A 15,474-nucleotide genomic window follows, 5' to 3' on the forward strand; every position below is an offset into this window, starting at 1 on the left:
CCGGGCGACTTGTCAGTCGTTGTTCCCGGTCAGTGGAGGCGCATTATAGGGAGTTCTCAGAAGGCCGCAACCCCTAAAATACAAATAATTTACCGACCGCTGAATCTTTCATCAAATGATGTTTAAAGCGACAATTCCTGGATACTTCTGAAGCCATATGCCTGTAAAACAGGCAGCAAACTTTGTGCCTCTGCAGTCATCGCCATGCAGTAGGCGACACACTCGATTTCCACATCGGCTTTTTTTTCAGGAATTGGCACATGAGAAGTTTCAATTAACCAATGCGCGCGCCTCGCAATCGCAGAACCCGAGTCGATCATACGCGTGCCGTCGGGTAAAACCTGTGACAGCTCTTGCGAAAGCAGCGGGAAATGCGTGCAACCTAATACCACGGTATCCGGCGGTTCCCGTAAACGCAGCCACGGGTGCAAGATTTTCTTCAATGCAGCCAGTGAAACCTCTTCGCCATGCAGCTTCGCTTCTGCCAGTTCCACTAGCTCTGCGGAACCCAGCATCAGAATCTGACAATCCGTCGCAAAGCGTGCGACCAGATCATGCGTATAAGGACGCTGAACTGTCGCACGGGTCGCCAGCAATCCGACCACACCATTACGCGTTAATTTAGCTGCAGGTTTGATTGCCGGGACAACCCCGACAACAGGACAACTAAATTTGGCGCGTAATGCGGGGAGAGAAACGGTGCTCGCAGTGTTGCAGGCGATGACAATAATAGAAAGGGGATGGCGTTTCGCAACAGCGGTGACAATCTCCACCACGCGCTCAACGATAAACTCTTCGGATTTCTCGCCGTAGGGGAAAGCCACATTATCGAAGGCATATATATAGTGCAGGTCCGGCAACATCTGCCGGACCTCATCATAAACCGACAACCCGCCGACGCCAGAATCGAAAACCAGCACCGTCGGGCGGTCAGGAACTTGTGTTGTATCAGAAGGTATAGCTTCCAGTAAGGTTGTACTCACGTCCTGGTGTTTCGTAGCCATAAACCGTCTCGTAATCTTTATCAAAGAGGTTGGCAATTCTACCACGAACCGTCAGATGTGACGTTACCGGATATGACACAGCAAGATCCCAAAGACTCACACCACCCAGGCGTACATTTTCATTGGTGTTGTAATTCTTATCGTATCGTTCACCCAAATACTGATAATTGAGCGACCAGTCAAAATCAGCCACAGTCCAGTCGAGCTGATATTTCGCCTGTTGTTTAGCACGGCGTAATAAAATCTCGTTGGTCTCAGCATTGCGGGGATCCAAATATTCCAATGTGACCTGATGCCTCAACGGACCCGTATCGAAAGACCCGGTCCATTCAACACCCTTAATTGTTGCCTTATCGATATTGTAATAACCGAATTGCTGATTGTCGTAACTGATCATCTGATCGATGTCATTACGATAAACAGACAAACGCCAGTTCAATGGTCCGGTCAGGCCTTCCAGCCCACCTTCCCATTCTTTACTTTCTTCAGGCTTAAGATCGGCATTACCGCCAAAACTGCCGTATAACTGTCCCAGATTAGGCGCTTTAAACGCTGTTCCGTAAGACGCAATCAAACGGTAGCCGTCAATAAACTCCCAGGCAGCACTACTTTGCCAGGTGCCATGCGAACCAAACTGTGAATTATCGTCATTACGCACTGCGCCTTCAAAAGTAAAATCGCTCACTTTTTGCTGAGCTGTCGCGTACACCCCCGTGTTTCGTTGGGTATAGCCATCGGTAATATAGTTGGTGCCTGGCTGAGTACTGAGTTTCTGCCAGTCAGCGCCAGCGCTGAGGGTTCCCTGCCCTACCTGGAAAGTGTTTCCCCATTGCAGGTTGTATTGATCTGAATCGTCCAGCGTTGCAGAAGCGGAATAAGGACCGTATTTCGGGTCATAATTGTAGTCTTTAGTATTGCTATAGCTTCCGCTGATTTGCGTCGAATAGATCCCTTGCTGGAAGCGCAACCCGGTATCGTAAGTCCGGCTGTACAACTGGCGTGTGTCAGGCAGCGCATCACTGTGTGCCGGATCTGCGTAACTGTATGTTCCGTCATAGGCCGTGCGGTTATCAAAACCGTATGCGCGGGCAAAACCGCTGAACTGGTCGTTGAACTGATGCTCAAGACCTGCCCAGAGCGTCTTACTCATGAAGCCATCACGATCGGGTTGACGCGGATCACCGTAATTATCCGGCAGATTCGCCACCACATCGGTACCTTTTGTATAGGTATAGTTCCCAGCTACCGTCAGAACAGTATTCTCACCGAGTTTCTGCTGCGTTGAGCCGTCATAAGCCTGATAGCCGTTTGAACCGATACCGGCTGTCAATGTCGTGCCTAATTTATCACGCGTGGTAATGATGTTAACCACGCCCCCAATGGCATCGGAGCCATAAACTGCCGAGCGTGGGCCACGAATAAACTCAATACGCTGAACCAGAGAAATGGGAATCTGGCTGATATCCACCGCGCCGGAAATACCTGCCTGGTTAAGACGCACACCATCCATCAGCACCAATGTGTGGCTGGCATTCGTTCCGCGAACAAATAATGAGGTCTGCTGGCCCATTCCACCGTTCTGGGCAATATCCACGCCCGGTAAACGACGCAAAACATCAGCCACAGATTTTGACTGCCACCGGTCGATATCTGCGCGCGTGACGATATCCGTCGGCGCGAGTACTGAGGAAACGGGCTGTGGAAAACGGTTCGCGGTAACAACCAGATCATCACCACTGTTTGTGGAAGTGCTGTCTTGCGCCCACCCTGAAAAAGCCGTGACAGATAATGCCGTCAGCAGCACATGCTTTTTAATTGTCATGAATCGAGCATCCAAACTTAATTGGCGGATGCCGCAGAGGATCACCGACGGTATTTCGCGACGACGATGATTAATGCGACGTAACATCGGCAGGTCTTCGGACTTAGGATTTGCAGGCTAATTAATTACGTCGTAATTAATTAAAAAATACCCGCACCGGGCGATGACTTCCCATCTCCTCTTCTCTCTTGTCTTTATATAAAGAGGGAAAGAGAAAGAAGAAACAGTGTCTGCATAATAAAGAATGCTATCGCCGTGATTTCCCCATACCGCTGCGCGCCAGTTCCGGATTCACACCGGATTCCCTTTTAACTCAGTCAATGAGGCCGAAGCGCAATCCTACGATCAACCCATTTGGAAATCCAGACATCCGTAACGTCAGGTATGTTTTACCGGAAGAAATGCAACAAAGGTGGACATAGGAGTGACTTTCCCTACAATCCCCCGCAAAGTTTGTTCATTTACTTCCTGTTAGACGAGATAACCGATGACGCCTGAAAACCTGCCCATTGAACACTATGACGACCAGCTGGCGGAAAAGACCGCACGTCTCACGGCGATGATGTCGCCTTATAATGCGCCGCAGCCTGACGTTTTCCGTTCTCCTGTCAGCCATTATCGTATGCGCGCCGAATTCCGTGTCTGGCACGATGAAGGCGACCTGTACCACATCATGTTTGATCAGCAGACCAAAGCCCGTGTGCGTGTGGACCAGTTCCCGACCGCCAGCGAACTGATTAACCGCCTGATGCCTAAGCTTATTGCGGCCATCAAACAAGATCCGGCATTGCGCCGCAAGATCTTCCAGGTCGACTATCTGTCGACCCGCAGTGGCAAAATCATTGCCTCGCTGCTTTACCATCGTAAGCTTGATGACGAATGGCAGCATGCCGCCACCGCCTTGCGCGACCAGTTGCGCGCTGACGGGTTTGACATCCAGCTGATTGGTCGTGCAGCCAAAACTAAAATCATGCTCGATCAGGATTATGTCGACGAAGTCCTTCCGGTGGCGGGCCGCGATATGATTTACCGTCAGGTGGAAAACAGTTTCACCCAGCCAAACGCTGAGATGAACATTCAGATGCTGGAATGGGCGCTGAAGGCCACGGAAAACTCGACCGGCGATTTGCTGGAACTTTACTGTGGTAACGGCAACTTCTCGCTGGCTCTGGCACGCAACTTCCGCCGCGTTCTGGCGACAGAAATCGCCAAACCTTCCGTCACAGCCGCGCAATTCAACATTGCGGCGAACCATATTGATAACGTGCAGATTATCCGCATGGCGGCCGAAGATTTCACACAGGCGCTGAATGGCGTACGCGAATTCCGCCGTTTGCAGGATATTGATTTAAGCGGGTATGAATGCAACACCATTTTTGTCGACCCGCCGCGCAGCGGACTGGATGACGAAACAGTGAAGATGGTGGCAGGCTACGACCGTATTCTTTATATCTCCTGCAATCCGGAAACACTGTGCGCGAATCTGGAAACACTGAGCAAGACGCACCGCGTGACACGTCTGGCGTTGTTTGATCAGTTCCCGTATACGCACCATATGGAATCTGGCGTGCTGCTGGAAAAAATCTGACAGCGGATGAAAAAACAAAAACGGGCACCTTTTGAGTGCCCGTTTTTACTTCAGTCCGTTATCCGCAATACTACAGATAAACCCGCAGATATTCTGACAGACACAGGATCGCCATTGCCTGTCCGTAAGGCATCGAGGTCAGCGCGATTTCACGATAGAAATCGAGATCATTCCCCATCGCCGTTCCGAATGATGTTTGCGTCAGCTCCCCTGCCGGGTTGATGTGTTTGATCACCCCCTGAATGGCTTTCTCCGCCACCGGCGCATAAGACGCATCGATATAACGTTTACGCACGGCTTTCAGAATGCCATAGGCGAAACCGGCGGTCGCTGAGCTCTCAAGATAAGATTGCGGGTCATCAAGCAGCGTATGCCATAAACCGCTGTCATCCTGACATTTCGCCAGCGCACTGACCTGACTTTCCAGCACCTGCAATAAATAGCGACGGGTGGCGTTATTTTCCGGTAAATCCACCAGTTCGAGGAATTCCGGGATCGCGATGGTCAGCCAGCTGTTGCCACGCGCCCAGCGGGCCTGCGCAAAGTTATGATGTCCGTCGAACGTCCAGCCGTGGAACCACAGACCGGTTTCGCGATCCATCAGATACTGCACATGCATCAGGAACTGATACGTCGCTTCTTCGACAAACTCCGGACGGTCCAGCAGCTTGCCTATTTTCGCCAGGGGCAACACGCTCATCATCAGCGTGTCATCCCACATTTGCTGGTGATTTTCGTTGTTATAAACGATGTGCTGCATCGCGCCTTTATCAGTGCGCGGCATTTCGTACATTACCCATTCCGCCCAGCGCTCCAGATAAGGGCGCCATGCCGCATTGCCGGTTTCCTCATAACGATAAGCCAGCGTCAGGAACGGGCTCATGGTATTGACGTTTTTGGTCGGCGTGCCTTCCGCCAGACGCGCGGTAAACCAGTCGTCGATCACCGCACGCATTTTTTCGTCACCAGTCTGCTGATAATACTGATAAATCCCGTAAAGTCCGATACCGTGCGTCCATTCCCAGCCTGCCCAGCCTTTGGTATCAATCACGCGGCCATCGTCCAACCGCAGCAGGAATTCACCGGTTTTATCTTCGATATTCACCAGATTGTTGGTCACGTTGTGGATCAGCGATTTCAGTTCCCCGCGAGAAATGAAATGTTCCGGCTGTCGCAGCAAGGCACTGTGTTTAACTTCAAAAACTTTCATGGCGTTCTCCTGTGAATTCAAAATTTATAAACGTCCCTGGACCGGCATTTCAGCGGTATTTTCACGGGTCAGCTTTTCGGGAGGCGGGTTATTGCGATGCAGATAACCGATGTTGTTATTGCCCCACAGAGATTCGTATTTCATTCCTGTCAGCATTTCGACCGTAGCCCGGTCTTCCGGCGTAATTTGCTCCGGTACGATACGGTTAGCATCACGCATTTTCTGCGTTTCGCGGGTCAGCACACCGTGCGTTTTCTGATTAAGACGGAAGAACAGGGAGATGGTGAAACCGATACTGAGCATCAGCAATGACCCGATCACCAGTACACCAAGAATGGTATGACCGACTGCCGGAACCTGCTGACTTTGCCCGGAAACGAACCCGGCAAGTTGCAAGATAATCCCTACCAGCATCACCGCACCGGCCTGTGATGCTTTGCGGGTCAGCGTCATCACGCCGGCGAAAATCCCTTCGCGGCGCTGACCGGTAATGGTTTCATCAACGTCAGCGATATAGGTGTAGATATTCCACGGCACGTAGTTGATCCCGCCACGGCCAAGACCGGCCAGCGCGGAAATCAGCAGCAGTAATGACATCGAATCATTCATACCGGTGTAATACAGCACGCCGTACGAGATAGCGGCCAGCCCGAACAGGGAAACAGCCAGACGATAAGATGGTGCAGGACCAAAGCGGATACACAGCGGGATCATGCCAATTACCGCCACGAATTGCAGGATGGCCATCATGCCCATCAGGTTGGAGGCAATTGCAGCACTTTGCATCAGCACGAACACGACGTAATAGGTGAAGACGGCATTAAACACGTCCTGCGCGATATACCCGCCAAGGTATAACCCCAGATGTTGACGGAAAATCTTGATGCGCAGCGTCGAGGATAATTCCACTTTCAGACGTTTCAGGCTCTGCGCCAGCGTCAGTTGCTGACGTTCGCGCTCAATTTTCTTCGTGGCTTCAGATTTGAGCTCTTCCGGTCTTTCCCAGGTAAAGAAATACACCAGTGTCAGAACGAATGCGCAAATTACCGCAAAGACCAGGCTCGAATAGAAGAAGGAAATGGCATTATCTTTGCCGAAATGCTGCAACAGAATCCCCGGCAGGAAGGCCGCCAGAATCGCTGACAACTGTGCCAGAGCGATACGGGCGCCGGAAAATTTAGTTTTCTGTTTGAAATCATCGGTCATTTCCGGCACCAGTGTTTCATACGGCACCAGAATCATGGTGTAGACGATATCGAACAGCAGATAGGTCAGCAGATAATAGACATATCCCATGTCTCCCACCCACATGAAGCTGTAGCTGAACACACAAGGAATACCGAGCAGGATGAAGAACTTGCGGCGGCCAAAACGCTTGCCGAGCCAGGTGTTGCCGAAATTATCAGTGAGATACCCCATCAGCGGGCTCAGCACCGCATCGGCTACGCGCGCGGTGGCAAAAATAAAGGTCGCTTCAATGGGCGAAAGACCGCAAAACGTGGTGTAAAAATAGAGTAGCCACGCCGCAGTCAGAGCTGTCGTTCCCGCCCCGAGAAAATCGCCTGACCCGTAAGCGATGTAATTAAAGAATCCGATTTTACGTGTTTTCATTGCCGTGTTGCCTCTGTTAAATCACCTATAGGCGTAGGCTGAATGCGAACGAAAATACTTCGTCCGGCCATGATTCAAATTAACGAGGAGCAGGAATGAAAACCTTTTGGTTTTTGCCACTCAAACGGACTTTATGGCAAAGAAATGAAGAAGTGGGCGATCAATCTCTAAATATTGAACATAGGTTTGATATTAATGAAATGACAGTTCATTAAATGGCTGGATATAAAAAAAGGCAATCCGCAGATTGCCTCTTTTACTTATGAGGAAGGACTACTGAGCGGAAGACTTACGTTTTTTCAGCTTCAGACCTATCCAGAAGATCAGTGCCACACAAATCAGCGACGGCAGGAAGTTCGAGCCCAGTTCAGGGTATTCTGCGCGCACGATGGTGCTGTACAGTAACAGACCCAGCAGGAAGCAGGCTGCGGCCAGAACCGGTAACCCTTTCGGCATTTCACCGCGGTGGTAACGAACGTGCAGGCAATACACCGCTAACACCAGAGAAATGATCGGGAAGATCGAAAACGTTACGACAGAACTGAATAACGCATCGAAAGTGCCATTAATTGATAGCCCGGCAATCAAAGCCAAAACCAGAGTGCCATTATCCTGGTTCGGTTGTTCGGTCATCTTCTTTACCTCGGGTCATATTAGTGAGGGGGGTCACAGCCGTCCGTTCCTGCTGACGGCGATACCAGTAATATGCGCCTTTGGAAATCATCCGCAGCTGCAACACCAGGCGTTCCTCCAGCTGGCGTCGCTGTGCAATATCCACATCCAGCGCTTCCGCCCCGGCGTTGAAAACGATGATCACCATGGCTTCAGCCTGCGCTTCAGTAAAACTGCGCGGCATATGGTTTTCGAGTTGCAGATAGTCGGCAAGTTCCGCAATAAAATGCTGAATTTCACGGGCGACGGCGGCACGAAATGCCGATGACGTACCGGAGCGTTCACGCAACAACAGGCGGAATGCGTTGGGATTGTTACCGATGAATTCCATAAACGTGGAGACGGATGTGCGGATCACGCTGCCCCCTTTCGCAATGCGCTGGCGTGCCTGACGCATCAGCTGACGCAGCATCAGACCACTTTCATCAACCATTGTCAGACCCAGTTCATCCACATCGCGAAAGTGCCGGTAAAAGGAGGTTGGCGCAATGCCTGCCTCGCGGGAAACCTCACGCAGACTCAGACTGGCAAAGCTACGCTCGGCACTAAGCTGGCTAAAAGCCGCCTCAATCAGCGAGCGGCGCGTGCGCTCTTTTTGTTGTGCTCTTACGCCCATAACCTTCATCCGGATAGTATTCTTCTTTTTGATTATTCGCCCGATATCGCTTCACTATACCAAAAATTTTAACGGCCGGAGCCAAAGATACAACAGCATAAAGTGGGTCAGAATGTTGCTGCATTACCATTAAATGACAACCGCATGTGGGGTAAATAGGTGTAATATGTTACTTTCTCGTTGTGATTTTGTATAAAAATAGGTTTCGAACCATGCCACAGCACTCACATTTTGATGCCATCATCATTGGCTCAGGCCCTGGCGGAGAAGGCGCCGCGATGGGACTGGTTAAACAAGGCGCCCGGGTTGCTGTCATCGAACGCTATAACAACGTCGGTGGCGGATGTACTCACTGGGGAACCATCCCTTCCAAAGCATTACGCCACGCCGTCAGCAGAATCATCGAATTTAACCAAAACCCGCTCTACAGTGATAACTCCCGCACTATGAGTTCGAGTTTCCCGGACATCCTGCGTCACGCCGATTCGGTTATTAATCAGCAAACACGTATGCGCCAGGGTTTCTATGAGAGAAACCAATGCCAGCTGTTTTCCGGAGATGCCAGTTTTGTGGATGCCAACACCATCAGCATCCGCTATGCCGATAACACACACGAACAAATTACCGCTGATAACATCGTGATTGCCTGCGGCTCCCGTCCTTACCGGCCAGCCAATGTCGATTTTGGCCATCCGCGGATTTACGACAGCGATCTCATTCTTGAACTGAGCCATGAGCCACGCCACGTGATTATCTACGGAGCGGGTGTAATCGGCTGCGAATATGCGTCGATCTTCCGCGGTCTGAACGTCAAAGTGGACTTAATCAACACCCGTGACCGCTTGTTGTCTTTCCTCGATCAGGAAATGTCAGACGCCCTGTCCTATCACTTCTGGAATAACGGTGTGGTTATCCGCCACAACGAAGAGTTCGAGATGATCGAAGGCGTGGAAGACGGTGTGATCATGCATCTTAAATCCGGTAAAAAAGTGAAAGCTGATGCACTGCTGTATGCCAACGGGCGCACAGGTAACACCGATAAACTGGGTCTGGAGAACATTGGTCTGGAAGCTGACAGCCGTGGGCTGCTGAAAGTGAACAGCATGTATCAGACTGCGCTGTCGCATATTTATGCGGTCGGTGACGTCATTGGCTATCCAAGCCTGGCATCAGCGGCTTACGATCAGGGACGTATCGCCGCGCAGGCCATGATTCAGGGCGAAGCGAAAGTCCACCTTATAGAAAACATTCCGACGGGTATTTACACCATTCCTGAAATCAGTTCCGTGGGTAAAACCGAACAGGAACTGACAGCGATGAAAGTGCCCTACGAAGTGGGCCGCGCACAGTTTAAACATCTGGCACGCGCGCAAATTGCAGGCATGAACGTGGGTAGTCTGAAGCTCCTGTTCCACCGTGATACCAAAGAAATTCTGGGAATTCACTGCTTTGGTGAACGCGCCGCCGAGATTATTCACATCGGTCAGGCCATCATGGAACAGAAAGGTGAAGGGAATACTATCGAGTATTTCGTTAATACCACCTTCAACTATCCGACCATGGCAGAGGCCTATCGCGTTGCGGCACTGAACGGCTTAAACCGCCTGTTTTAAGACTGCGGTTCGGTCCATGTAAGGCTGCATGTGCTCTTTGATGGCTTCCGCCAGCTGCTCGTAACGCCCGCGCAGTGGCGAACCGGGACGATATACCAGCGCGATTGTGCGTCGTGGTTCCGGTTTGTCACACATCAGATACGTCACGCCGTCACGGCTGCGCTCATTGGGCACAGCCAGTGATGGCAGCAAGGTAATCCCGCTTCCCGCTGCCACCATATTACGCAGCGTTTCCAGACTGGTTGCCCGGAAATGGGTATCTTCATCCGCACCTGCCTGGAAGCAGAAACCGAGCGCCTGATCACGCAGGCAGTGCCCGTCTTCCAGCATCAGCAGTTTTTCACCGGCCAGATCTGCCATCGCCACACGATCGCGAGATGCCCATGGATGATCGTCGTAGATCGCCAGCCTCATCGGCTCATCAAACAGCGGCACTTCAATAAACGCTTCGCTCTCTTTCACCAGCGCCAGAATGGCACAGTCGAGTTTTCCGCTGTCCAGTTGAGCCAGTAACTGATGGGTTTGCGCTTCGTGCAGATACATTTCCAGCTTCGGGAAGGTTTTGTGCAGCGAAGGAATAATCTGGGGCAGCAAATAAGGCCCGACGGTCGGGATCAGCCCGATATGCATCGGCCCGGACATCGCTTCACCCTGTTGGCTTGCCATCTCTTTCAGAACTTTCACTTCACGTAACACCGTGCGCGCCTGATCCACCAGCAACAAACCGGCTTGTGTAAACAACACTTTGCGGCTGGTTCTTTCAAGCAACATAACGCCAAGTTCATCTTCCAGTTTACGAATCTGACCGCTTAACGTCGGCTGACTGACATGGCATGAATCTGCTGCGCGGCGAAAGTGACGGAACTCCGCCAGCGCCACCAGATACTCTAGATCGCGAATGTTCATTTTTCCTCCAGTCCCTAAAAGGCAATGAGATAGCTGTTAACGATAGATAAGATAGCAATCAACGATTATATCTATCAACCATTATTGTGAATAATGCCTCCCAGCGAAACGGCAATGCCGAAAATATTTTGTATTTTATTGATTAATTAAGAGGTTATTCATGTTTGCAAGCCAGGAAGGGAAACACGTACCGCACGTTACTTTTCACACCCGACAGGGCGACCAGTGGGTAGATCTCAGCAGCGAGCAGCTGTTTAAAAATAAAACAGTGATTGTGTTTTCATTACCGGGAGCCTTCACCCCGACCTGCTCTTCAAGCCATCTTCCACGTTACAACGAACTGGCTCCGGTCTTTAAAAACCACGGCGTCGACAGCATTCTGTGCGTTTCCGTGAATGACACCTTCGTGATGAACGCCTGGAAAGCCGAACAAAACGCGTCCAACATCACTTTCATTCCGGACGGTAACGGTGAATTCACCAAAGGCATGGACATGCTGGTTGAGAAAGCGGATTTAGGCTTCGGCCCGCGTTCATGGCGTTATTCCATGCTGGTGCGCAATGGTGTAGTCGAGAAAATGTTCGTTGAGCCAAACAAACCGGGTGACCCGTTTGAAGTGTCTGATGCAGACACCATGCTCAAATATCTGGCACCAGAATTTAAAGTACAAGAATCCGTGTCCGTATTCACCAAACCGGGCTGTCCGTTCTGTGCGAAAGCCAAACAAATGTTGCAGGAACGCGGCATTCAGTACGAAGAAATTGTATTAGGTAAAGACGCGACCACCGTCAGTCTGCGCGCCGTGACAGGGCGGGCGACAGTGCCGCAAGTCTTTATCGGTGGACGCCACATTGGGGGAAGTGACGACCTGGAGGTTTACCTCCATTCAGAAACAGAAGCGTTGTGCGAAGTCGCACAATAAGCGTCGGGAAACCAAACAGTAAAATCAGGCGGACTTCGGTCCGCCTTTTTTATTTTACGCTAAACGCGCTTTCGCATCGGCAATCGCCTGCGCGACCTGCTGCGGAGAAACGCCACCTTTGGCGGCACGTTTGTCGAGACAGGATTGCAGTTCAAGGATCGCGTAAACGTCATCGCCAATCACATTGCTGAATTTCTGCAAATCAGCCAGCGGCAATTCTTCCAGCGCCTTCCCCTGATTAATCGCTTCGACCACCGCTTCACCCACAATATGGTGTGCTTCGCGGAACGGCACGCCTTTGGCAACCAGATAGTCTGCCAGTTCGGTGGAATTAGCGTAGCCTTGCTGTGCAGCTTCTTTCGCACGCGGGCGTTTCACCTGAATGCCGTCCAGCACCAGCGACGCCATATTCAGGCAATCCATCCAGGTGTCGAGCGCATCGAACAGCCCTTCTTTGTCTTCCTGCATGTCTTTGTTGTACGCCAGCGGCAGGCCCTTCATGGTCATCATCATGCCAGTCAGTGCGCCTTGTACGCGGCCACATTTGCCGCGGATCAGCTCCAGCGCATCCGGGTTTTTCTTCTGCGGCATCAGGGAGGAACCTGACGTTACGCGATCGGACAAATCAATAAACGCCGCTTCGCCGGTGTTAAAGAAGATCAGGTCTTCGGCAAAACGGGAAAGGTGAACCATACTGATGGCCGCGTTGGACAGCAGTTCAAGAACATGGTCACGGTCAGAAACGCTGTCGAGGCTGTTACGGGTCGCAGAAGCAAAACCTAACCAGCCCGCCAGCTGTTCGCGATCCATCGGATATGCCGTACCGGCCAGTGCGCCACAGCCCAGCGGGCTGACGTCCAGACGGGTCAGGGTATCTTTCAGACGGCTTTCGTCACGCGCCAGCATTTCAACATACGCCATGCACCAGTGCGCAAAGGTCACAGGCTGAGCGCGTTGCAGATGGGTGTAACCCGGCATCACCGCGTCCTGATTGGCTTCGGCGGTGGCGACCAGCGCCTGCTGTAAATGATGCAATGCATCGCCCAGTTCAACCACCTGCGCTTTACACCACAGTTTGATGTCGGTCGCGACCTGATCGTTACGGCTGCGGCCGGTATGCAGTTTCTTGCCAAGATTACCGACTTTGTCGATCAGTTTACCTTCGACCCAGCTATGAATATCTTCGGCGTCGCTGGCTAAAATAGCGCGGGGATTGGCACGGACTTCTTCCAGCAGCACGGTCAGCGCCTCTTCCAGCTGGATTTGCTCGTCAGCGGTTAATACGTTGACGGTCACCAGCGCTTTGGACCAGGCTACTGAGCCCACGATGTCCTGCTCTGCCAGCCGGTAATCGAAACGCAGTGAGTCATTGAGTTCTTTAAACCGCTGATCCGCTGCCTGAGTAAAACGTCCGCCCCAAAGTGCCATTTTCCTGCTCCTGAATTTTTTATGCAAAAGGGCGCACTATGCTGCGCCCTTGAAAAGGGTATACCGAATGCGCCGCCGGTGCGTTACGCCAGAATACGTGTGCCGATGGCGACGCCGTTAAACAGTGCCGGTAATTGTTCGGCATGACGCCAGCTGGCAATATCAACCGGACGTCCCAGAGAACGGGCGGCGTCCAGCGCAGCGTGAACTTTGACGATCATGCCATCGGTGATAATACCCTGCGCGATAAGCTGCTCGGCTTTCTCTGCGCTCATTTCCGGGATACGCTGACCTTTGCCGTCAAGAATGCCACTGACATCAGACAGCAGGATCAGATCCGCGCCCAGCGTGGCCGCCAGTGCAGTCGCAGCCTGATCAGCGTTAACGTTCATCAGCTCGCCGTTTGCGGTGATGCCGATAGAACTGACAATCGGCAGGTAGCCTGCGCCGTGCAGCGTGTTAATCAGCGCCGGGTTACCCGCTTCGGCTTTACCGACGAAGCCCAGTGATTCATCCAGCTGTGTAACGCTGACGGTACCGCCGTCTGCCAGAGACAGGCCAACAGCGTTGATATGATTTTTAACCGCCCACGCCAGCAGGGTTTTGTTAGCGCTGCCAGCAAGTGCGCCGGTGATAATGTCAATCTGATCAGCCGGAGTCACACGCAGACCGGCTTTTTTCACCACCGGCAGATTCAGCTTTTTCATCAGCTCGTCAACCAGGCAGCCGCCACCGTGAACAATAACCAGCGGGCGGTGATATTCCTGACGATAAGCCACTACCGCCATGAACAGGCGCTCGAGCGCTTCTTCATTGTCCAGCAACACACCACCTAATTTTATGACTAACGGATTCATAGCTGTTCGCGCCCCGACCGGTTGAGAATGTTAATTAATAACAATACATTTAATTTAATCTAACACCCCTGCGCGTCTGAATAAAAGCTCAGGGGCGGTTGTTTTTTGTTTGCTGACAATCTGACGAAGTGTTAAAGCAGTGATTGTGTTTCCGGGAAGCCGAAACGGATATTCATGCACTGAACCGCCTGCGCGGACGCGCCTTTAAGCACATTATCCTCCGTCGCCACCACAATCAGATGTTCGCCTTTCACCGCAAAACCGATATCGCAAAACGGCAGGCCAACCACGTCTTTCAGCGCCGGAACGCCTTTGGTGTACAAACGCACCAGCGGTTTATCGTGATAAGCATTATGGAAGGCTTCCGCCACGTCCTGCTCCGTGACACCCGCGTTCAGACGGCAGGTGATGGTCGCCAGAATACCGCGCGGGAAGTTGCCCAGATGCGGTGTGAAAATCACCGGCACGCCAAGATGCTCGGCAATTTCCGGATGATGACGGTGGCTGAAAAGTTTGTATGGCTGAAGGCTGACTTCGCAGAAGCTGTTGCCGAGCGTGGCTTTACGGCCTGCACCACTAACACCGCTGGTGGCGTTGATCACCGGCCACTGGCTGTCATTGAGCAAACCATTTTCGATAAGGGGTTTAAGCGCCAGCTGCGAAGCGGTCGGGTAACAGCCCGGAACGGCGATCAGCTGTGCGTCTTTTAATTTGTCAGCCTGCCATTCGGCCAGGCCGTACACAGCTTGGTCGAGCAGGTCGAGATGCTGATGCTCAAAACCGTAGAATTCGGTATAAAACTCAGGTTTGCTGACGCGAAAAGCACCGGATAGATCAAACACCACGCAGCCCGCCGCCAGAAACTGTGGCGCTAAATCGTGGCTGACTTCATGCGCGGTCGCCAGAAATACCACATCGACACCTTTCGCGGCTTCCGCCACGTCAGTCAGTGGCGAAACAGGCAAATCGACGATGCCTTTTAATTGAGGATGCAAATCAGAAAGTAATTTTCCTGCATCTGCACTTTGCGCTGAAACCGTTAAACCGGTTATGTTCATATGTGGGTGGCGATTCAGGTAAGCAGCGAGTTCGGCTCCGGCATAACCTGTGGCACCAACAATCAGCGTATTTAACATAGGGCTTGTTCACCTTCTCAATTTTTGGGTAGGGGCCGGATGAATTTTTTTCCGGTTTCCTTACGCGCTGGCTTATTGTATTTTTATTC

At 51.8% G+C, this 15,474-nt stretch carries 13 protein-coding genes and 1 riboswitch; of the genes, 3 read left to right on the top strand and 10 right to left on the bottom strand.

Going from position 1 to position 15,474, the window contains the following annotated elements; all coding sequences use genetic code 11:
- Positions 1-122: 122 nt before the first annotated feature.
- Together murI and btuB are read right to left on the bottom strand one after the other, a co-directional pair.
- Complete coding sequence (gene murI / locus HGO41_RS17375) at positions 123-1,004, bottom strand: glutamate racemase (RefSeq protein ID WP_217192453.1); 882 nt, start codon at positions 1,002-1,004, stop codon at positions 123-125.
- Positions 949-2,826, bottom strand: a complete 1,878-nt coding sequence (gene btuB, locus HGO41_RS17380; protein ID WP_241916837.1) for a TonB-dependent vitamin B12 receptor BtuB — start codon at positions 2,824-2,826, stop codon at positions 949-951. Before btuB ends, murI begins: the two co-directional genes overlap by 56 nt.
- A gap of 71 nt (positions 2,827-2,897) precedes the next feature.
- Positions 2,898-3,172, bottom strand: a riboswitch (cobalamin riboswitch).
- Between the two features lie 141 nt (positions 3,173-3,313).
- On the opposite strand from btuB, the gene trmA reads away from it, so the two are divergent.
- Positions 3,314-4,414, top strand: a complete 1,101-nt coding sequence (gene trmA / locus HGO41_RS17385; protein WP_241916836.1) for a tRNA (uridine(54)-C5)-methyltransferase TrmA — start codon at positions 3,314-3,316, stop codon at positions 4,412-4,414.
- A gap of 70 nt (positions 4,415-4,484) precedes the next feature.
- On the opposite strand, the gene bglB is transcribed toward trmA, so the two are convergent.
- The 4 genes from bglB to fabR all read right to left on the bottom strand — a co-directional run bounded on the left by bglB (position 4,485) and on the right by fabR (position 8,523).
- Positions 4,485-5,624, bottom strand: a complete 1,140-nt coding sequence (gene bglB / locus HGO41_RS17390) for a beta-galactosidase BglB (RefSeq protein ID WP_112152604.1) — start codon at positions 5,622-5,624, stop codon at positions 4,485-4,487.
- Positions 5,625-5,648: 24 nt separating this feature from the next.
- Positions 5,649-7,235 carry an MFS transporter gene (locus tag HGO41_RS17395; protein ID WP_013577562.1) on the bottom strand — a complete coding sequence of 529 codons (1,587 nt, stop codon included), beginning with the start codon at positions 7,233-7,235 and terminating at the stop codon, positions 5,649-5,651.
- 273 nt (positions 7,236-7,508) lie between these two features.
- Positions 7,509-7,868 carry a YijD family membrane protein gene (locus HGO41_RS17400; protein ID WP_013577564.1) on the bottom strand — a complete coding sequence of 120 codons (360 nt, stop codon included), beginning with the start codon at positions 7,866-7,868 and terminating at the stop codon, positions 7,509-7,511.
- On the bottom strand, positions 7,843-8,523 hold the full coding sequence (gene fabR, locus HGO41_RS17405) for an HTH-type transcriptional repressor FabR (RefSeq protein WP_013577565.1): 681 nt from the start codon (positions 8,521-8,523) through the stop codon (positions 7,843-7,845). Before fabR ends, HGO41_RS17400 begins: the two co-directional genes overlap by 26 nt.
- Positions 8,524-8,735: 212 nt before the next feature.
- Here fabR and sthA point away from each other — a divergent pair, with 212 nt between their 5' ends.
- Complete coding sequence (gene sthA / locus HGO41_RS17410) at positions 8,736-10,136, top strand: Si-specific NAD(P)(+) transhydrogenase (RefSeq protein ID WP_037035313.1); 1,401 nt, start codon at positions 8,736-8,738, stop codon at positions 10,134-10,136.
- On the opposite strand, the gene oxyR is transcribed toward sthA, so the two are convergent.
- A complete protein-coding gene (gene oxyR, locus HGO41_RS17415; protein ID WP_013577567.1) occupies positions 10,119-11,042 on the bottom strand; it encodes a DNA-binding transcriptional regulator OxyR in 924 nt (307 codons plus the stop codon). The two genes, sthA and oxyR, sit on opposite strands and share 18 nt — an antisense overlap.
- A gap of 160 nt (positions 11,043-11,202) precedes the next feature.
- On the opposite strand from oxyR, the gene HGO41_RS17420 reads away from it, so the two are divergent.
- Complete coding sequence (locus tag HGO41_RS17420) at positions 11,203-11,964, top strand: glutathione peroxidase (protein ID WP_013577568.1); 762 nt, start codon at positions 11,203-11,205, stop codon at positions 11,962-11,964.
- 54 nt (positions 11,965-12,018) lie between these two features.
- Here the strand turns inward: HGO41_RS17420 and argH are convergent, their stop codons facing one another.
- From argH to argC, 3 genes are all read right to left on the bottom strand, one after another.
- Positions 12,019-13,392 carry an argininosuccinate lyase gene (gene argH / locus HGO41_RS17425; RefSeq protein ID WP_013577569.1) on the bottom strand — a complete coding sequence of 458 codons (1,374 nt, stop codon included), beginning with the start codon at positions 13,390-13,392 and terminating at the stop codon, positions 12,019-12,021.
- Between the two features lie 83 nt (positions 13,393-13,475).
- Positions 13,476-14,249: an acetylglutamate kinase gene (argB, locus tag HGO41_RS17430; RefSeq protein ID WP_013577570.1), complete on the bottom strand. Its 774-nt coding sequence runs from the start codon at positions 14,247-14,249 to the stop codon at positions 13,476-13,478.
- Positions 14,250-14,380: 131 nt separating this feature from the next.
- Complete coding sequence (argC, locus tag HGO41_RS17435) at positions 14,381-15,385, bottom strand: N-acetyl-gamma-glutamyl-phosphate reductase (RefSeq protein ID WP_013577571.1); 1,005 nt, start codon at positions 15,383-15,385, stop codon at positions 14,381-14,383.
- Positions 15,386-15,474: the final 89 nt, after the last annotated feature.

Origin of the sequence: Rahnella sp. CG8 (assembly GCF_023701875.1) — a bacterium.
Classification (GTDB): Bacteria; Pseudomonadota; Gammaproteobacteria; order Enterobacterales; family Enterobacteriaceae; genus Rahnella; species Rahnella aceris.